Source organism: Acinetobacter sp. 742879, assembly GCF_000588535.1.
In the GTDB taxonomy this organism is placed as follows: Bacteria; Pseudomonadota; Gammaproteobacteria; order Pseudomonadales; family Moraxellaceae; genus Acinetobacter; species Acinetobacter pittii.
The window spans coordinates 294,426-314,597 of the sequence record NZ_JFYC01000003.1; the positions used below are offsets into that span (position 1 = coordinate 294,426).

Sequence of the window (20,172 nt, forward strand, 5' to 3'; positions counted from 1 at the left end):
TATATGAGTAATAAAGATTCATCGCTTTCTAAAGAGCAACAGAAGTTATTGAAGCAATTTAAAAAGCAAATCTCCAATCCTCATTCAAGCAAAATCACAAATCAGCCTGAGACTAAAAAAGCTCAGGCTGAGTCTGAAGAATTGGAAGATACACATCTGTTTCAACAGGCTGTTGCTGGCGTTAAACGCATCAACAATAGTAATGTTGCCGATGTAAAAACACCTCGTGCCAGAAAAGTCGACGCACAAACGCTAGCGAAACGTGCAGCCGCAGAAGGTGGCCGTGATACCGAGCATGCCGAGTTATCAGATACTCAAGCTGCTTTAAATCCGGTCGCAAGCCAAGCAACGTTAAGCTATCGCATTGCGACTCTGCAACATAAAGTTTTTGAAGACTTAAAAGCAGGCAAGATGCGTTGGTTTGAAGCTGTAGATTTACACGGCTGCACGATTGAGCAAGCACGTGACGCAGTTTTACAAATTATCCAGATGGCAAAAGATGAAAATCAAAATGTCATCAAAATTGTGCATGGTAAAGGCCCAGAAGCGGTCTTAAAAACCTATGTCAATGGATGGTTACGTCAACACCGCGATGTTTTGGCCTTTGTAAGTGCCCCTGAAAATCAAGGTGGTACAGGTGCCGTTCTCGTACTGCTTAAACGTGCAGAAAAAAATCCTAAGTTCGAACAAAAAAAATGATCCTTTGGGATCATTTTTTTACATCAAATACTTGTAATAATTGAGCAACTACTGCAATGGCAATCATTGCAGGTTGTTTCGATGAAATCCCTTCTATCCCGATCGGGCAAACCAAACGTTGCAAAGTTTCCGGAGTATAACCTCGCACCTGCATGCGTTTTTCAAAAATAGCCCTTTTACTTTTTGAGCCAATCATCCCAACATAAGCAAATGGTTTTGCCGTAGGTTTTAAGGCTGAAAAACATAGTTGCAAATCTAATTGATGGTCATGAGTTAATATTAAAATTGCGCCTGAACGGTCAAAATGCTCGATCTCGGCTTCTAAGGTATCAGTCGTTATACAGTGCACCTGTTGCAGTAAATCGGATGGAAAAATATCATCACGTGGATCAATCCATTTCACCCGAACACCAATAGGTAATAAACAACGGACAATTGCTTCACCCACATGCCCTGCACCACAAATCAGTACTTGCATGGCATAAGGCTGAATTTGCTGGCTAAATTGCCATTGCTCACTACTGTCAGAATCAAACTCGAAACTTGGTTGTTGCTTCATATCCATAGTCTGCCAAGTGGATGCATATTGATGTGAGACGGTACGCGATATACGCTTTCCAACTCGCCATGCTTGCAAACTCACGGATAAATCCGATGTGACCGTAGCGGGTGATATTTTTTCAAACAATAACCACATTACTCCGCCACAACACTGCCCTAACCGAGCACTGAGGTTAAAGCGTTCAATACGCCTCACACTAGTTTCCGTTTCTTTTAACATTGCTTTAGCAATATCAATCGCCTGAAACTCTAAATGCCCGCCGCCGATCGTATCTGACTGCTGCCATTGCTGTTGCAAATTAAACCGCAACAACATGGATGCACCAACCTCTCGCGGTGTAGAACCATCAGCGCGGACTACTGTGACCAATACCATAGGCAGAGCATCAACTTGCCACGCTACAAAATCAGTCCACCATTGTAAATGTTGCATAATCTTCTACATTTTAGCCTGTGGGCGAGCAGCCAAAGCTTGTCCCCATCCAATAGCAATTGCACGTAAAATTTCTTCGGCAGTTGCTGGAGCATTGAGCACTAGCGGAGCTTTTTCGGGAATAGCCGCCTGTACCGCCTGACGAATTGCAGAGAAAACAGATAATGCCAACATAAATGGGGGTTCACCTACCGCTTTGGAGCGGTAAATGGTGTCTGCCTGATTTTGATTATTGAACAGTTTGACATTAAAAATATGAGGAATATCTACACTGGTCGGGATTTTATAAGTTGAAGGCGCATGGGTAAACAAACGGCCTGCGTGTGGTCCATGCGGCTGCCAATACAGCTCTTCTGTCGTAAGCCATCCCATCCCTTGAACAAAACCACCTTCAATTTGCCCAATATCAATTGCAGGGTTAATCGACCGTCCTACATCATGCAAAATGTCAGCACGTAATACTTTCATTTCCCCTGTTAAGGTATCTATTGCGACCTCACTGACTGCTGCACCATAGGCATAATAGAAAAATGGACGCCCCAAATGGTTGACCTGATCATAGTGAATTTCTGGCGTTTTATAAAAACCGCTGTCCCATAGCTGTACACGTGCCATATATGCCCGTTGAACCAAATCTGGAAATGTCCATGAGTGACCATTCGCTGTTGAAACCATACTATCTTCAAACTGGACTTGCCCTGCGTCACTGTCGCTTATGTCTGCTGCAAGTTTTGCCAGACGCTCACGAATTTTAATACAGGCATTTTGAACAGCTTTACCATTTAAATCCGCGCCACTCGATGCTGCAGTTGCCGAAGTATTTGGCACACGAGAAGTATCGGTTGCAATTAAACGAACGCCATCGATGGGTAAACCCAACTCATGTGCAGCAACCTGCCGTACTTTGGTATATAGCCCTTGTCCCATTTCTGTACCACCGTGCGTAATCGCGACAGTGCCATCCATGTAGACATAGACCAGTGCACCTGCCTGATTGTAATGCACGGCGTTAAACGAAATACCAAACATTAATGGGGTTAACGCAATACCACGCTTAATGATGTCATTGTTCTGATTAAAGGCCTGAATAGCCTGTTTGCGTTTCGCATAATCGCTAGTCTGCAATAATTCAGCTACCAATTTTGGCGCAACATTATCACGGACTTCTGCCCCATAGTGCATACGGTCACGTCCAGCACCGGGCTGTTCGGCAAAGAAATTACGTTGACGAATTTCAACCGGGTCACAACCTAAATAACGAGCAATGTCATCAATAATATTTTCGATGACAAACATGCCTTGCGGTCCACCAAAACCACGGTATGCGGTATTAGAAACAGTATTGGTTTTACAACGTAAGTTACGTAGCTCAACTGCATTTAAATAATAAGCGTTGCCAATATGGCAAATCGCACGTTCATTCACTGGCCCAGAAAGATCAGCCGAAAAACCGCAGTTTGAAGCCAGTTGTACCTTTAAGCCTTGCAGAACACCACTGTCATCAAAAGCTACAGACCACTCATAAGCAAAACCGTGACGTTTGCCTGTAGCACTCATGTCATCATCACGATCCAAGCGTAATTTACACGGACGACCTGTTTTTTTCGCTGCCAAAGATGCAATGCATGCCCACTGTGCCGACTGCGACTCTTTACCACCAAAACCACCGCCCATACGACGGCTTTCCACACTGACCTGATGCATATTCATGCCTAATGCATGACAAATCAGTAACTGCATTTCGGTTGGGTGTTGTGTCGAGCAATAAATTTTTAAGCTCTGATTTTCTTGTGGAATCGCATATGAAATCTGACCTTCTAAATAAAAATGCTCTTGCCCACCCAGCTCAATCGCTCCTGAAAGTTGATGGGCTGCGTTTTGAAAAGCCTGTTCAACTTCACCATGGCTAAATTCAACAGGTGGCAACACCCACGATTCTTTTTCAATCGCATCTTGAATCGTTAAAATTGGAGTTTCGGGCACATACTCAATTTTTGCTAAGCAAACTGCCTGACGGGCTTGCTGATAACTCTCGGCCACAACCACAAACAAGGCTTGTCCATAAAATTCGACCTGCTCTTCGGCAAAAATTGGGTCATCTTTAACAATTGGCCCCCAATTATTTTCAACCTCAATATCTTTTGCAGAAAAAACTGCATAGACACCATCAGCCTGACGTACTGCATCCAAATCAAACTTACTGATTTTGCCTTTGGCACAATTTGAAAATCCGACAGCTAGGTGCATGGTATTTTCAAGCTCGGGTAAATCATCAATATAGGTTGCTTGCCCAGTCACATGTAAATGTGCACTTTCGTGTGGAATCGAGTCGCCTGCTTTAGCAGATTTTTTAGAAACACTTAAGTCAATGGTTTGATTCATCTTAGATCTCCACCATAGCAATCAAGTCATTCACACGAGTGATCGTTTGAGACAAAACTTTTTCTACATAAAAACGCTGTAAACAGTTTTTCGCGACGTGTAATCGATATGCCGAGCTAGCACGTCCATCATCTAAAGGCTGATAGTCTTGCGACAAGGCCTGCTGTGCCTGAACGATCAATTCTGCTGTAATTTGCTGACCTTCCAATATGGTTTCTGCATATTTTGCACGTTTGGGAATAGCCGCCATGCCACCAAAAGCAATTCTGACATTGTGAGCGACATGATGAATATCTAACTCACATGAAATGGCCGCACATACCGCAGAAATATCTTGCTCAAAACGTTTGGCAATTTTATAGCTAGCAAATTTAAAACGCGTCTGCCCTTCGCGAAGCGGAATAACAATCGCCTCAACAAACTCACCAAGTTGTAATGCTGTTTTTTGATAATCTAAATAAAAGTCTTCCAAGGCAATTTCACGGGTCTGCACACCTACACGCAAAATCAATCGTGTACCTAGCGTAATTAATGCTGGCATTGAGTCGCCAATAGGCGAACCATTGGCAATGTTTCCACCTAGAGTTCCTGCATTTTTAATCGGCATGGAAGCAAAACGGCGCTGCAATTCTTGAAAGTCGAGATAAAAATCTGAAATTTTAATGAGTGCATCACTCAAACTGACGTTTGCCCCAATCGTTAAAGCATTATCTGTGACTACAATTTTTTTGAGTTCTTCAACCTGGCCAATATAAAGCATATCGCCCAAATCACGGCCCTGCTTTGTTACCCACAAACCGACATCTGTGCTACCCGCAACAATACGCGCTTGCGGCAACTGCAAGCGCAATACGGCAAAATCTTGCAAAGTCTTTGGTGCAAAAAATTGTTGACCATGATCATTTAAATGTAATGCAGGTAATGTTCTGATCTCTTTTAATACATCAATTATTTTTTGACGGTTTAATAAAACGCGCGGATAGTCATATGCTTTTTGTGCTGCATCTAAAATAGGGCGATAGCCTGTACAGCGACATAAGTTTCCAGAAAGATAATCACTGATTTTATCTTTGCTTGGAGAATTTTGTTCATTTTCATACATTGACCATAACGACATGATAAAACCGGGTGTACAAAAACCGCATTGTGAGCCATGCATATCGACCATTGCCTGTTGTACCGGATGAAGTGTCCCATCTTGTACAGGCAATAAGCTACGAAGGTCTTCTACTGTAAATAGGGCCTTACCATCTAAAGTCGGTAAAAACTGAATACACGCATTCACACTGCGTAATTGCAGGTTGTCATTGACCAGTTCACCAATCACTACTGTACATGCACCACAATCGCCCTCAGCACATCCCTCTTTTGTACCAGTCTGCCTAGTCTTACCAGTTTGGGTATATTCTCGTAGAAATTGTAAAACCGTCATTGTGGGTACTACATTTTCTACTTGCTGCTGACCACCACGGAAAAAGAAGGTGATTGGACGTTCTAACATGTTTTATCCTTATGCTTTATAATAATGCTTCTGTGCAAATATGATGCCATTACGCGATCATTTAGAACTTACCAATATTAAGCGCACATTTCATGTCCAAACACTTGACTATTAACGATAAAAAACATGAAATTTATTCATCTTTTATTAAGCTTGCGCAAAACCAAAATAAATATAGTGCGAGGATTTATGAACATCAGGTCATGTTTCTGATACAATGCCGAGCTTGTCTAATAGAGTAAATTTATACGTCTTATGTCAATGCAGCAATCGTACGCAAATATCCTGACTGCCGTCGGTGAAGATCTTGATCGTCCCGGCCTTAAAGATACGCCTGTGCGTGCGGCTAAAGCTTTTTCATATTTAACTTCTGGCTATAGTAAAACTTTAGAAGAAGTCACCAATAATGCTGTTTTCCCATCAGATAACCATGAAATGGTATTGGTGAAGAATATTGAATTCTATTCGCTTTGCGAACATCATCTCCTCCCATTCTACGGCCGTGTTCATGTTGCCTATTTACCGGAAGGCAAAGTTCTTGGCTTATCTAAATTTGCACGAATTACCGAGATGTTTGCTCGCCGTTTGCAAATTCAGGAAAATCTGACTCAACAAATCGCAGAAGCTGTCGCAGAAGTGACTGGTGCTCGCGGTGTTGCTGTAGTCATCGATTCAGCACATATGTGTATGATGATGCGTGGTGTAGGTAAACAAGAATCTACAACCCGTACAGTTTCATTTGTCGGCGATTTTAAAACCGACAAAGAAGCGCGTCGTGAATTTTTAAGTGCAGTACCAGAAAGTTATTAATCCGGTTTTACTGCCAAAATAAAAGCCCGCCGAAGTTGGGCTTTTTTTTTATATCTATTTAAAGTACTTAACCTATAAAACATAACAATTAAATTAGGTGATTTTTGTTATAAAAGTACGCATCTTTAATTTTAAATAATTTATGAGTTAATCATGCGATTTAACAAGATTTCTTGCTTACTTTTATCTCCTCTTTTTATTTTTAATACATCAATTTATGCGGGCAATCCATCAAAAGAACAAGAAATTAAAAAACTGGTAGATCAGAACTTTAAACCGTTATTAGAAAAATATGATGTGCCAGGTATGGCTGTGGGTGTTATTCAAAATAATAAAAAGTATGAAATGTATTATGGTCTTCAATCTGTTCAAGATAAAAAAGCTGTAAATAGCAGTACCATTTTTGAGCTAGGTTCAGTTAGTAAATTATTTACCGCAACAGCAGGTGGATATGCAAAAAATAAAGGAAAAATCTCTTTTGACGATACGCCTGGTAAATATTGGAAAGAACTAAAAAACACACCGATTGACCAAGTTAACTTACTTCAACTCGCAACGTATACAAGTGGTAACCTTGCCTTGCAGTTCCCAGATGAAGTACAAACAGACCAACAAGTTTTAACTTTTTTCAAAGACTGGAAACCTAAAAACTCAATCGGTGAATATAGACAATATTCAAATCCAAGCATTGGTTTATTTGGAAAAGTTGTGGCATTGTCTATGAATAAACCTTTCGACCAAGTCTTAGAAAAAACAATTTTTCCAGATCTTGGCTTAAAACATAGCTATGTAAATGTTCCTAAAACTCAGATGCAAAACTATGCTTTTGGCTATAACCAAGAAAATCAGCCAATTCGTGTTAACCCTGGTCCGCTAGATGCTCCAGCATATGGGGTTAAATCGACGCTACCAGATATGCTGAGTTTTATTAATGCCAACCTAAATCCACAAAAATATCCAGCAGATATTCAACGTGCAATTAATGAAACACATCAAGGTTTCTATCAAGTCGGCACCATGTATCAGGCACTTGGTTGGGAAGAATTTTCTTATCCAGCGCCTTTACAAACTTTATTAGACAGTAATTCAGAACAAATTGTGATGAAGCCTAATAAAGTGACTGCCATTTCCAAAGAACCTTCAGTTAAGATGTTCCACAAAACTGGTTCGACCAACGGTTTTGGAACATATGTCGTGTTCATTCCTAAAGAAAATATTGGCTTAGTCATGTTGACCAATAAACGTATTCCGAATGAAGAACGCATTAAAGCAGCGTATGCCGTGTTAAATGCAATAAAGAAATAATCCTTTGCTAAAACAAAAAAGGAGAAATGATTTCATTCATTTTTCCCTTTTTTTATTCGTAATGCTATTTAAAAGAACCAAACATATCCTAGACTTGATTTCATCCAGTCTTGATGATTTTGTTGTTCATAATCCCAATTTAATCGAACGGCATTATTGTGATTAATCACATATTGCCACTGCGTATTTACTCTCAAGTTCCATTGGTTTTGATCTTCCCAATAGGGTAACTCAATTTGCACGACAGAGTTGAAACGCTCAAACCATTGGTTCATACAACCTAAAGTCGGGCCCATTCCCACACGCCAGCCTTTATCTAGATTTGAACCCGTTTGTACGTAGGTCTGTAGTTGCCCATAGCAAATATGTTTGCGCTCATAGTCAGCAAGACTGTAACCGACCTGAGCATTAAAGCTTGCTACACCGTGTTGTTTGTCTTCACTAAAGCTTCCATCATGAATAGCTTCCTGACGCCAACCTAAATTAAATCCCCAACTCAGCGGTGTTTTAAAAGGTTGAATCGGGTTATAAGAGTTCACTTCTAACAAATCAAGACGTTCGAGTTTTAAATGATCATCTCGCCACTGTGCGTTACCATTTAAAAATAGTAATTGAGTACCGGCACGATATCCGCCTTGAGGATCTATTAAGTCATGGTAGGCTTGCCGATGACCAAGTTCGATAAACTTATCACCTTGCACCTCACCAGCTTTCACGGAAAAGTTACGTGCGTTATGGCCTTGAGTCGGTTCCTTTGTTGGTCTTTTTGGTTCTTGACGCTGTTTGTCTAAATCAATCTGACTTCTGAGCGCTAAAAGCTGACGTAACTGCGGCTGAGCAATGCTTTCTTCTATTTTTCGGCTAATAAATTGGAGGTATAAATCATCGTAAGCCATCTCAAGGATTTTAGCCTGATCTTGTTCACTAAATGATTTTAAAATTTGAGAAGACTGCTGTGTCGGCATCATCGTAATTTGATGAGCCACCTTCGCCAATGAGGCACCATGCTGATGAGCTTGTGCCAATAATTGAGTTTCTAAAGCAGGTCGATATATAGGAGCTTTGGTAAGTCCTTCCTGCTGCATCGATTTAATGGTTTCCATTGGAATGGAGGCATAAGTAAATTTTTCTTGTAAGTTAGATTCAGGTTTTACTAAATCCACTAACCCCAACAATCTATAGGCACAGTTATCACTCACAAAGTAATATGGGAAACTCACAAGTTGCATTTCCCAAATGTGAGACACCAAGAAACGTGTTTCCTCAGGAGTTAAATTTAGCTCATATTCCCATAAATCACGGCTTTCAAAATCGCCATATTCTTTTACTTTACGGTAATAAGGCATTAGTGAATATTCACCCGGATACTGCCCTGTTAAACCTTTCCATGCATATGACCAGTTGTCGTTGCCTGCCACCGTTGCTGCATAATTTACAGCATAGGAAACTAAATTTAATTGCTGCTGATCTTTGGGGTCTAAACGCAATAAAGTATGCCCAAACATGGAGCTCGGATTGCCCATAAAATCGGTCGCATAAATTAATGTCGCTTTGTAGGGCTTAATTTGCCCAATCCAGTTTTCAAATTCGGTACACTTTACTTGAGGCAATTCATTTTCTTGAATGCCGACTTTTTGCATGAGCCATTGACTACGTGCCGGAAACTTACAACGAACCGACTGATTATCTTGAGCAGGTATAAATAATGCCGAGATATCCGCTTTCAGTTCTTCTTTTAAATTATTTTTTCCATTTTCTGATAGGAAATAGCCAGAATAAGTGACCTCACTTTTCTGATTTTTATTGGCATACATGAGCCTTTGCCATGTAATGTCTTGATCTAGATTTTGTTGTCCTGCGATTGACCAATATTTTTGAATAGATGGATTTATATCTGCTGAATACGCAATATTCACTGCCAAAGAGGCAAAAACTAAAACAACTGACTTCATTAAGCTCATCAATTTTTATCATTAAATATAAGAAAACCCCTGCCATACGACAGGGTTTTCAGTTTCAAACTTATACGTAAGCTTTTAAAACGTCGTCTTTAGCCATTACAGTTTGTAATGATGCTAAAACTTGAAGCGTATTTTGGTTATTTGCAGAATAGATTTCACCAAAGTTTGCTTTTGAAACTTTAAAGAAACGGTCTTTGTCTTGAGGTTTAATTTGCATTAACTCAGCAAGTACGTTCAGGCTTTCACCTTGGCCTACTGCCATATCACGCGCTAAAGCTTCAGCATTTTCATTTGTGAATGTAACCACTTGAGCAGTTACTGTTCCGCCTTGACGGCAGCCTAAAGTACCGAAAGTGATCCCTAGTAATTGGTTAGTAAAAATACCGTTTGTTGTTGCAGCAAGAATTTTAGGCGCTACTCCTTTTTTGCCAGCCCATACTTGTGTACCCACACCACAACCTACGTCGTTGTCAGCCATTGCAACACTTGACCCAGCCGCTAATAACGCAGCTAAAGCTAATTTTTTTAACATAGATGTAAATCTCCAAAATCATTATTGATTGTTTCTTATGTGTTGTATTGTTATGTGTAATTTTTATTACACGCTATTAAAGATAGCGAGATGGTTGTGAATTAGCAATTAAAAAATAAACAATATGATAAAAAGTGCAAAAGAAAAATTTATCTTAAATTCCAGTTACCTTGATTATCTCGATGACCCAATATTTTAAGTACCAGTACTAAACTTAAGAGTAATAATAAATACCATGACCCCAGTTTACCCCAGCCCACCATATGCCAAGCATCTACCTGACTTGGATAGAGCCAGATTTTATAAAAAGTACTAATATTTTCAGCAATCCAGATGAGAAAAGCGAGTGTAAACAATACAGGCAACATCGGGATTTTAAATTTATGTTCATTGAGCTGAAAATAAAGCTTAGTCTTCCAAAAAATAAAAATACTGATCGCAAATAAAATATATCGGATATCAGGTACAAAAAATTTACTCATAAAGTTTATATATGAGAAAAATGCCAGTAAAAGCATCGTTCCAAAACTTGGGAGCTTTTCAAAAGAAACTTGAAACAGTCGAATTGATCGTGCAAAAAAACTACCTACAGCCGAATACATAAAGCCTGCAAATAAAGGCACAGTTAAAATTTTAAATACCGCAGGCTGAGGATATTGCCATGATGCAATCGCGGGATGCGTTAAAAATATTTCCATGACCATCGCCATGACATGAAATAAAGCAATAACTTTGGCTTCTGCCCATGATTCAAGCTTTAAATAAAGTAAGCAGATCTGGATTAACAATGCATAGATAAGTAAATAATCATAGCGATAAAAACCCATATATTCATGGCTTCCCATCGGCGCTGTTAAAGCAAAAGCAATTAAAAGCAGAATACCAAACAAGGCTGCCGAAACAGCCTTGCCGATAAAATGAATTGGTAAAGTGAGATGGCGCACAAAAACTATCCTAGATATTTAGCACTATACTCATGCACTGTATCTACAAAGATTTTTGGCTGTGCAGGGTCTACCCATTGGGTAATCCCGTGGCCTAAGTTAGCAACGTAACCTGTTTTTTCACCATTTGCATAGGCATCGTCTAACATCGCCTTCACTGCTTTTTCAATTGAAGCAGCCGAGCCATATAAAACAGCAGGATCAAGATTGCCTTGTAACGCTACGCGTCCAGAGACAACATTTCGAGCTGTATTAAGCGGAGTAGTCCAGTCCAAACCTAATGCATCCGCACCAGTGGTAATCATTGGTTCTAACCATTGACCACCACCTTTGGTGAACACTATAACAGGAATACGTCGGCCGTCTTTCTCACGCTGTAAACCTGCAATGATTTTATTCATGTAATTTAAAGAGAATTCGACGTATTCGCGGTGTGCTAATGCCCCGCCCCAGCTATCAAAGATCTGAATAGCCTGAGCACCTGCATCAATTTGAGCATTTAAATAATCAATGACTGAATCTGCTAAATGATCAAGTAAGGCATGCAAAACTTCTGGTTGTGCGTACATCATCTGCTTGGTGAAACGGAACTCTTTACTTGAACCACCTTCAACCATATATGTTGCAAGCGTCCAAGGACTACCAGAGAAACCAATCAGTGGAACTTGGCCACCTAAAGCAGAACGAATTGTACTTACCGCATTCATTACATAATCAAGGTCTGATTTTGCATTTAACTTGGGTAAATTCGCCACATCTTGTTCAGTACGTACCGTTTTTTGAAACTTAGGGCCTTCACCCGTTTCAAAATAAAGCCCTAAACCTAATGCATCTGGAATTGTTAAAATATCTGAAAATAAAATCGCTGCGTCTAAGTCGTAACGGCGTAAAGGCTGCAAAGTCACTTCGCAAGCAAATTCTGTATTTTTACATAGAGATAGAAAGTCGCCTGCTTTTGAACGTGTTTCACGATATTCAGGCAAATAACGTCCTGCTTGACGCATCATCCATACCGGTGTGGTATCTACAGGTTCGCGTAACAAAGCTCGTAGGAAACGATCATTTTTCAAAGTCGTCATTACCAATCTCTATATTCTTTATGTGGCAGCATCATATCAAAAACATAAAGATTTTTATAATTTCAATTTCACACAAAAAACTCGTCAATCTACTAAAAAATGCATATTTACACAAAAGTCTACTGCAAGCAGCAAGGTTTTCTGCAATACTTGCAACATGTTACATCGGGTCTATTGATATTCTTTTAACCACTAAATTGCCAATCTTGAACTCATAGAGATGAGTTATTGGTAGTTTTATGCACTTTTAGATTAGATCAAGCCCCTATTGCTTATATGAAAATTCTTAAGGTTGAATTACATGTTTGTTCGCTCATTACTCGCTATGAGTTTAAGTTGTATTATTGCTAATGTTGCTTTTGCTGCTTCAACAACTGAGCAACCCCTGAACCCTAAAAAGGTATCAGCTCCTGTAGAAGATCCGATTGATCCTTTAGCAGTAGATGCAGCTTCAACTGTAAAAGCTCAAGCTTCGACACAAATTACCGCTCAAGAACAAAATGACCTAAATCGAGCGTCAACAACATTACAAAATTTGCAAAAAACTGAAGACCCAAATGCCGAGTCTGGTATTGCTGCATCTACACCAGTAACAGCTAAAACCACAACTGCCTCTGCTACAGCACAAGTACCTGCTGCATCATGGACTTTAGATAGCTTAAACTCGGCTGAATGGTCTGAAAATATTGGTAAAGGCCAGCTTCCAGTTTACGCACGTGCGCATGTTATGCTCAATAATGCACATGCATCGCCAGGTGCAATTGACGGCATGAGCGGTAAAAACACTTTAAAAGCAATTTCTTCATTCCAACAAATGAATGGTTTATCACCTACTGGTGAACTGACTAAAGAAACTTGGGATGTATTAGTTGCTAAACAAACAAAACCAGCATTTATTGAATACACAATTTCTGATGCTGATTTAAAAGGTCCATATGCTGAGTCGATTCCTTCTGACTACGCATTACAGGCCAAAATGAAAGGTTTGTACTACACTCGTGTTAGCGAAATGTTGGGTGAGAAGTTTCACATTGATGAAGCTTTCTTAAAGAAAATTAACCCAACTGCGACATTCAAAAAAGCGGGTGAAAAAATCATTGTTCCAAACGTACGCAATGATTTACCAGAAGACATTCATTTGATTATTGCGCATAAAGGTGCAAAACAACTTTACCTCTTCAACAGCCGTAACCAAATGATTGCGTCATTTCCTGCAACAATTGGCAGTACTGATACGCCTTCTCCGACCGGTACTTACAAGGTAGTTGGTGTAGCACGTAACCCTTGGTATAGCTACTCACCTTCTAACTTTGTACAAGGTAAAAACTTAAAACCGCTTTCTTTACCACCAGGTCCAAATGCTCCTGTAGGTAATATCTGGATTGGTTTAAGTAAAAAATCTTTTGGTATTCACGGTACACCAAACCCGTCTTTAATTTCTAAAACAGCTTCACACGGTTGTATCCGTTTAACGAACTGGGATGCAAACGATTTAGGTAATAAAGTACGTTCTGGCGTAACTGTTAAATTCTTAGAATAATCCTCTTAAATAAAAGAGCCTGCTTTATGCAGGCTTTTTTTATTAAATTTTTAATATATCTCAGTGGAATATTTAGTTATTGTTTTGACTATAAATATAAAACCAGCCTAGGTTTAATAATTACACAGCAATTTTTGTATTTAGAATATTTAGCATGGTTTGCATCTTAGCTTCTGTTTCTAGCCATTCAGCTTCAGCATCTGACCCTTCAACAATTCCAGCACCAGCATATAAGCGCATTTTATTTTCACTGAGTAGACCACAGCGAATCGTCACTACCCATTCTCCATTACCCTCGGCATCCATCCAGCCTACTAACCCCGTGTAATAATGTCGGTCATAACCTTCATGATCTAAAATAAATTTCTTAGCAACATGAGTTGGTGAGCCACAGACTGCTGGGGTTGGATGTAATTCTAATGCAAGATTTAAAGCATTCGGAGCTTGTTGCTTAAGCACACCTTGGAATTCTGATGATAAATGCAACATCGTTGATGTTTCTAAAATATCTGGGAATTCAGAAACCTTAAGCTCTACACAATGAGTGGCTAAATTTCTAATAATATTTTCAACCACAATTCGATGTTCATGTTGGTCTTTCTCAGAATGATTTAATTCTTGTTGGCTGACGAAATTTTTTTCAGAAATCGGTGATTTGGGCCTAGAACCGGCCAAAGGATTACTGGTTACTATACGACCTTGTTTTGATAAAAGCAGTTCTGGGCTTGCGCCTAGAATATAATTATTATGTTCTACTGGAATCACAAAATTATAAGCATTTGGATTTTGTTTTAATAAAGCAGCCAATAAGTTTTCTGGCTCTTGATGACGGTTGAACTCATATTCAACAGCCTGAGAAAGAACAACTTTTTCTACCTCCTTTTTCTCAAAAGCATCTAATGCTAACTGTACTGTACCTTCAAATTTTTGGCGTTGAATGAGTAATGATTTATTAATTATCTCAATGTTATTACGATTTTTTAATGAGTTAATCGTAGAAGATGCTTGTGTTATTTTTTTATGATCAGCATAAAAATTTAAGCTACTTTTCTTTGTAATATCAAAAGGTATAGCACCAATTAAAACTGGATTTTGATGGCCTTGCTTTTTAATTTCTTCAAAACATTTTGCAATCTCATCATTAAATAGTGCGGTATTTGCTGCAGGTGTATTTAGCGTTTTAACGAATTCGTTCACTTCGAGATAATAATTTTTCGTAGAGAAACATGAAAATTTCTTTTGACCGATATGATCTAAATTTTGCTCTACTGATATTTGAGTCTGCATCATCTGTATATCACCTCTCACATTGATTTTTTTCAAGCAAATTCTGTAGTACTTCTTTTTAAATATAGGAGTATAAAAATACTGAAACACACATTAATGCAAATGATTATTATTATCAATAATAAAATTAGTTTTCAACGCAAGAAATTGTAATTATCTCGTTATTTGTATAAAAAAATTGAACTTTAATCTCTAGATTTATCTCGATTGAACTTTCTTGACTAAGGTAAAAATAAAGAAACTCGCCATCTAGTTGTTTAAAATTTATATTTTTAAAATCAACAATTTGCTTATATTTTAAATAAATTGCTTTAATGATACTTTCTTTAGCAGAGAATATTACCAAATATAAATATGCTTGTTTTTTTTGCAGCTTTTCAATTTCTGCTTGTTCGTTTTTATTTAGAAAAACATCATAAAATTCATCTTTCTTTTGAAAAAAAATATAATGTTTTTGAGACTCTATATCGATCCCAAATATTTTTTCTCTAGTGGTATTATTTCTAGCATATGCGATGGCATGACATGATTTTTTTGATCCAACATGGCTAATCCCACCTATCAATCCTTCGGGCCATAGGGGTTCCCCATGTCTACCTTGATAGACAATAGAATCTTGTAAATTAAGGCTTTGTAATGCATATTTTGCTGCTAAGCGTCCCGTCAAGAACTCTAATTGTCGAATGAAGCGTGAGTTTTTTATCTTCGGTGGAAGAAATATATTCAGCTCCTGATATATATGATCAAGCTGAGGTATTTCTTTGATTTCACTGAGCTGGACTTTATGTATATCTAGCCCGAAAGCTGTTAGCTTTTCATATTGAATATTTATTTCATCCAGACATGAATTAACCCCTCTACTTAACTGCTTCTCCCTATTCATAGCCTGTACTTTATTCAATATTCACGGTCAATGTTTCAACGATAGCAGCAATGTTTTCAAGCATCTTTATTCGGGTCTCGGGATTGAGAAAGTAGAAATGGTCCCCTTCAAACTCAATACTTCCTAACCAATTTTCTGTGTGTTGTTGCCATGCATCCATCATTCTTTTGTTAGGAATATCAGGGTCCTGTTTGCCATAAAATGCAACGATCGGAACCTCAGTCTTGTGTATGTTCTCGCTAAGCAATTGATCACTAAGATAGAAGTCGTTACGAATGATTTTGAGAAAGAATGTGAGTGCATCCTGATTATTTAAAATTTCATCAGGAAAATTATTGTATCGTTTTAATTCATCAATAATTTTTTCATCAGTTAGCTCATGCTTGTACCGCATATGTTGAATATAGTGATGCTCAGGTCGGCTACTTATAACAATTAATCTCAACTGATCAATTATGGTTTTTCCATTCAAATAATTGAGTACTTTCCAAATCAAGCCACCTCCCACACTATGTCCAAATAAAATGAACGGTGTGTCTGAGTAAGCTTGTATTTCATTGGCAATTTGCATAGCCAATAGATTAGGATCATCAATCAGTGGTTCATTTATTTTTATACCATGACCCGAATATTCAATAGGAATAATACGAATATTGTCAGAAACCTGCTTTTTCCATGGATGATAAATACTCGCACTACTCCCCGCAGGCGGTAAACAGAACATATTATATTGAGGTTTATTCATTTAAGAATTCTCCAAATATTAAGCATTTTTCTTTTATAAAAAATGCTTAAATCAGGTTTCTGCGCTTTTTTTAAACAGAGGTTGAAGCTAAATTTATAGTTTGAGTCGGTTGCCAAATAGCTGAATCACGATGTGTGACAAAAATAACCGTAGAAGAAAGAGCACATATCGTTGTAACAATTTCCTGCTCAGTCTCTTCATCCAAGGCAGAGGTTGCTTCATCAAGTATTAAAATCGGCGCATTTTTGAGTAATGCTCGGGCAATTGCGACCCGCTGACGTTCACCACCAGACAATGCGGTGCCTTGTTTACCCACCGATTGATTAATTCCTTCTGAACTACGGTCAATCATTGCCCCTAATGCGGCATCTCTTGCAGCCTTTTCTATTTCATCATCAGTTGCATCAGGTTTACCTAAACGGATATTTTCAGCCAGTGTTCCTGTGAACAAAATAGGTTCTTGTGTGACATAAGCAATATTCGAGACCAAATCTTCATATTTCATTTGATCAAGAGCTATGCCACCAAGGGTAATTTTTCCTCTTTGTGGATCATCAAACCGTGTAAGCAATTCAAGTAAAGTACTCTTACCACTACCGCTTGGTCCGGTAACCCATACTCTGCTCCCCAATGCGATGTCGAGAGTCATATTTTCAAGTGCTGGCGCATAGCTAACACCTTGTACCGAAATATGATGGCCAATAGGAATTTGAGGGTGTAATGGCTCAGGCAACTCAGGTGGATGTGTAATCTGATTAAAATTGCGCAGTGCAGCAAATAAATCATTGATATGCAACCCTGCGGTAGCAAGTTCACCTAACGGCGCTGCTGCACGTCCAATTAAGACGAGTAATGCCAATACCAAAGCAGCATGATTGACTCCAGCGATCACCAGATATGTTGCCATCCCAGCAATCGGTAAAACACTTGCCAAGGTTGCAACAAAACTTGCAAATGCAGCAGCACGGTTGATCCGTACTAATGTCTCTTCTTGCTCTTCCCAACGATGTTCTAGCCTTTGGACCGCACGTTCTGGTCCCGCGGCTGTGCGTAATAACTCAACATGATCAACCAATTCCAACGTTGCTTGTGAAGCAGCTAAATCGGCAGTATTACGTTTTTTATCAATATGCATGAGTGCACGTTGTGCTAGGAATTGAGCAAATAAAGAGAGTAAAAGTAAGCCTAAAGCGACAAATGCTACCCCTGCTCCGGCAAGCAGGCCTATTCCTATTGTTAGAAACAAAGGCATAAAAGGCGCATGTAAAAAGGTTTGCAATTGATGAGCAGGAATACTCATAAAACCAGGAATTCCCTGTCCAGCAATTGTCTTAATCTGAGCACGCTGTTCATTGGTAAACCAAGAGAGCTTAGCACGAGCTAAAGATTTGCCTAACTCAGCAAATAGGTCCCCAGCTAAACGTACACCCGTGAGGAAGCCAGCACGAGTGACCACCACTGTCACTAATATTGCTGCAATTGCACTGATGAGAACCCAACTTGGTGACCATTGATTGACAATTGCAAATGCCAATACGGTATATGCGGTTGCTTCAATTGCTGCAACGATGATCCATCCGATACCAACAATAATTAATTTTTGTTTTGCTGCACGAGGAAGCATCGAAAAAATCTGATCTTTATTTAATTTAGCAGGAGTATTCATAAAGATTTCCCTGAGTCAGTTGGGCCGTTAAGCACTAACCTGCTGTCGGCATGAGCAGCTAAGACAAGATCATGAGTGACCATGACGATGGTTTTATTCTGGTTTTTAGCTAAGTCGCTTAATTCCAATATTATTTTTGTCGCATTGGTCTGGTCGAGTGCGCTCGTTGGCTCGTCTAATAAAATAATAGGAGCTGAAGATAAAAACGCTCGCGCTATTCCTAGGCGCTGTTTTTCACCGCCTGAAAGTAAATTTGCATCTGCATTTAAATCTACTTTTAATTGGGCCTTGAGTAATGCCTGCTCAAGTTGTTCATCATTTGCATTAACGGCAGATAAGGACAAGTTTTCTCTTACTGTGGTCGGTAATACATCTCCACCTTGTGGAATAAACAAAACCTTTTCATGTCTTAGTTTTTCATGTAATTGCAAAATATCTGTTTTTGCTAATTGAACGATACCTTCTTGCAATACGGCTAACCCAGCAAGTGTTCGTAGCAATGTTGTTTTTCCAACTCCACTTGGCCCTGTAATTGCAGTAATTGAATTTTTTGGAAATGCATAACTTAATCGATCCAATACTTTTTGATTTTCGATTGCAAAGCTTGCATTAACTATTTCAAGTGTTACATCTTGCTCAATCTGTTGTAGATTGCCCGATGAGAGTACTGGCTCTTTTAAGAATGCAGATAAACGACTAGCTGCAGCTCGCCCAGCAGCGACATAATCAAGACCATGCCCTAAACGTAGTGAAGGTGTCACGATGGCCAAACTAAAGAAAAGTGTTGCAGCCAAGGTCATGCTGTCGTATTGATAAGCCACGAGATAGGCTATGGCAAAGGTTGCAACAGCTTGTAGTAATGCAGTGGCAACAGCAGCGAGTGTTGCGACTTTACTCACCCAAGACACCATATTTTGAGTGAAATTTTGTGCTGATTGAGTATAGGCTGTTAAAGCACCTGATTGTTGCCCATATATTCTATTATCACGAATGCCACGTGCATAATCATCAGCTGAACCAATAATATCTAACATGACCTGCATACGTGCAGCGCCATCCCGTTTTGATACATGGGGGACAATAATTAAATAATAAAGTGAAGCTATTGCACCAGGTAATAATACCCAAAGGGCCATCGGGCCAACCAACACAACTAATAAAACAATAGAAACTAAAGGAATTACAGCAAAAATCGCAATTTCCGACGGTAAATGCGCCACCATGTGATGTAAGGTTGCGATATCGTCTGAAACCAGTCGTTTTAAGTTTTGGTCACCCTGCTTTGATAGGGTTGTGGTCGGTAACCGAATTAAATGATGAGCAATTTGACGACGTAATCGTGCCGAAAATCCAGCCTCTGCATCATGCACTAACCATGAAGCTAGTGCTGCCAATGCCGCCCCGACTATCCAAAAAACCGCTGAAAAGATCACCCAATAAGAAGATAAATAACCTATCAACTGAATCATGCCCCACAGGGCAGTTAAAATGGCTAAACCAGAAAATACGGCAGCAAGCGTTCCTGCAAATAATTTAGGAAATGCTGGCTTGAGTGCAGGTGCCAAGGAAGAGTCTGTCATCAGATGAGATAACTTTAAATCAGACATGCTTATCTCTCTTTATATTCATAAAAAAAGCGGTACTTAAAATAAAATCTCGCTTCAATTGACCAGCAAGAATTGCCATTTCCGGCTTTAAAAAAGCATGAATAAGAAAATCATATAAAAAGTATTTTTTTAAAAACTTTAATTGCATCAAAAACTTCCTAACCACCCTATCAAAATATTTTTAGATCATTTTCTAGACTGTAAAAATTAATATGGATTTGTCTAAATCATTTTGGT

Annotated in this window: 17 protein-coding genes; 4 read left to right on the forward strand and 13 right to left on the reverse strand. The window is 39.0% G+C overall.

All coding sequences use genetic code 11. The annotated features are described in order from the left end of the window. Positions 1-3: 3 nt before the first annotated feature. Positions 4-699: a Smr/MutS family protein gene (locus J690_RS10740; protein ID WP_032035721.1), complete on the forward strand. Its 696-nt coding sequence runs from the start codon at positions 4-6 to the stop codon at positions 697-699. A gap of 10 nt (positions 700-709) precedes the next feature. Here the strand turns inward: J690_RS10740 and xdhC are convergent, their stop codons facing one another. Genes xdhC through xdhA form a run of 3 tightly spaced genes read right to left on the reverse strand, consistent with a single transcriptional unit; the run spans position 710 to position 5,576 of the window. After that, the gene (xdhC, locus tag J690_RS10745) at positions 710-1,693 is read right to left on the reverse strand and encodes a xanthine dehydrogenase accessory protein XdhC (RefSeq protein ID WP_005068082.1); all 984 of its coding nucleotides are present in this window, start codon (positions 1,691-1,693) and stop codon (positions 710-712) included. A gap of 6 nt (positions 1,694-1,699) precedes the next feature. Further along, the gene (xdhB, locus tag J690_RS10750) at positions 1,700-4,075 is read right to left on the reverse strand and encodes a xanthine dehydrogenase molybdopterin binding subunit (RefSeq protein WP_032035724.1); all 2,376 of its coding nucleotides are present in this window, start codon (positions 4,073-4,075) and stop codon (positions 1,700-1,702) included. A 1-nt stretch (position 4,076) separates the two neighbouring features. Beyond that, positions 4,077-5,576 carry a xanthine dehydrogenase small subunit gene (xdhA, locus tag J690_RS10755; protein ID WP_032035726.1) on the reverse strand — a complete coding sequence of 500 codons (1,500 nt, stop codon included), beginning with the start codon at positions 5,574-5,576 and terminating at the stop codon, positions 4,077-4,079. 261 nt (positions 5,577-5,837) lie between these two features. On the opposite strand from xdhA, the gene folE reads away from it, so the two are divergent. Next, positions 5,838-6,386, forward strand: a complete 549-nt coding sequence (gene folE / locus J690_RS10760) for a GTP cyclohydrolase I FolE (protein ID WP_002118643.1) — start codon at positions 5,838-5,840, stop codon at positions 6,384-6,386. 153 nt (positions 6,387-6,539) lie between these two features. Further along, positions 6,540-7,691 (forward strand): extended-spectrum class C beta-lactamase ADC-343, encoded by a 1,152-nt coding sequence (locus tag J690_RS10765; RefSeq protein ID WP_032035727.1) that lies wholly within the window; start codon positions 6,540-6,542, stop codon positions 7,689-7,691. Positions 7,692-7,759: 68 nt separating this feature from the next. Here the strand turns inward: J690_RS10765 and J690_RS10770 are convergent, their stop codons facing one another. From J690_RS10770 to hemE, 4 genes are all read right to left on the reverse strand, one after another. Beyond that, positions 7,760-9,643: an Lnb N-terminal periplasmic domain-containing protein gene (locus J690_RS10770; RefSeq protein WP_032035729.1), complete on the reverse strand. Its 1,884-nt coding sequence runs from the start codon at positions 9,641-9,643 to the stop codon at positions 7,760-7,762. Positions 9,644-9,713: 70 nt separating this feature from the next. Beyond that, positions 9,714-10,184 carry a DUF3015 family protein gene (locus J690_RS10775; RefSeq protein WP_003650547.1) on the reverse strand — a complete coding sequence of 157 codons (471 nt, stop codon included), beginning with the start codon at positions 10,182-10,184 and terminating at the stop codon, positions 9,714-9,716. Between the two features lie 149 nt (positions 10,185-10,333). Then, entirely contained in the window at positions 10,334-11,128 is a 795-nt protein-coding gene (locus tag J690_RS10780) for a DUF817 domain-containing protein (protein ID WP_032035730.1), read from the reverse strand. A 5-nt stretch (positions 11,129-11,133) separates the two neighbouring features. Beyond that, entirely contained in the window at positions 11,134-12,207 is a 1,074-nt protein-coding gene (gene hemE / locus J690_RS10785; RefSeq protein ID WP_014207275.1) for a uroporphyrinogen decarboxylase, read from the reverse strand. Between the two features lie 301 nt (positions 12,208-12,508). Here hemE and J690_RS10790 point away from each other — a divergent pair, with 301 nt between their 5' ends. Further along, on the forward strand, positions 12,509-13,747 hold the full coding sequence (locus J690_RS10790) for a L,D-transpeptidase family protein (RefSeq protein ID WP_032035733.1): 1,239 nt from the start codon (positions 12,509-12,511) through the stop codon (positions 13,745-13,747). A 120-nt stretch (positions 13,748-13,867) separates the two neighbouring features. On the opposite strand, the gene basJ is transcribed toward J690_RS10790, so the two are convergent. The 6 genes from basJ to J690_RS23800 form a co-directional block, all read right to left on the reverse strand. Further along, positions 13,868-15,037 (reverse strand): acinetobactin biosynthesis isochorismate synthase BasJ, encoded by a 1,170-nt coding sequence (gene basJ / locus J690_RS10795; protein WP_032035735.1) that lies wholly within the window; start codon positions 15,035-15,037, stop codon positions 13,868-13,870. Positions 15,038-15,161: 124 nt separating this feature from the next. Beyond that, on the reverse strand, positions 15,162-15,917 hold the full coding sequence (locus J690_RS10800; protein ID WP_032035736.1) for a 4'-phosphopantetheinyl transferase family protein: 756 nt from the start codon (positions 15,915-15,917) through the stop codon (positions 15,162-15,164). Between the two features lie 10 nt (positions 15,918-15,927). Further along, entirely contained in the window at positions 15,928-16,662 is a 735-nt protein-coding gene (gene basH / locus J690_RS10805; RefSeq protein WP_032035738.1) for an acinetobactin biosynthesis thioesterase BasH, read from the reverse strand. 70 nt (positions 16,663-16,732) lie between these two features. Further along, positions 16,733-18,328, reverse strand: coding sequence for an acinetobactin export ABC transporter permease/ATP-binding subunit BarB (barB, locus tag J690_RS10810; protein WP_032035740.1), 1,596 nt, complete (start codon positions 18,326-18,328; stop codon positions 16,733-16,735). Then, positions 18,325-19,935 carry an acinetobactin export ABC transporter permease/ATP-binding subunit BarA gene (barA, locus tag J690_RS10815; protein WP_032035742.1) on the reverse strand — a complete coding sequence of 537 codons (1,611 nt, stop codon included), beginning with the start codon at positions 19,933-19,935 and terminating at the stop codon, positions 18,325-18,327. The genes barB and barA overlap by 4 nt, the downstream gene beginning before the upstream one ends. Beyond that, the gene (locus tag J690_RS23800) at positions 19,928-20,083 is read right to left on the reverse strand and encodes a hypothetical protein (protein ID WP_032035743.1); all 156 of its coding nucleotides are present in this window, start codon (positions 20,081-20,083) and stop codon (positions 19,928-19,930) included. The genes barA and J690_RS23800 overlap by 8 nt, the downstream gene beginning before the upstream one ends. Between the last annotated feature and the right edge of the window lie 89 nt (positions 20,084-20,172).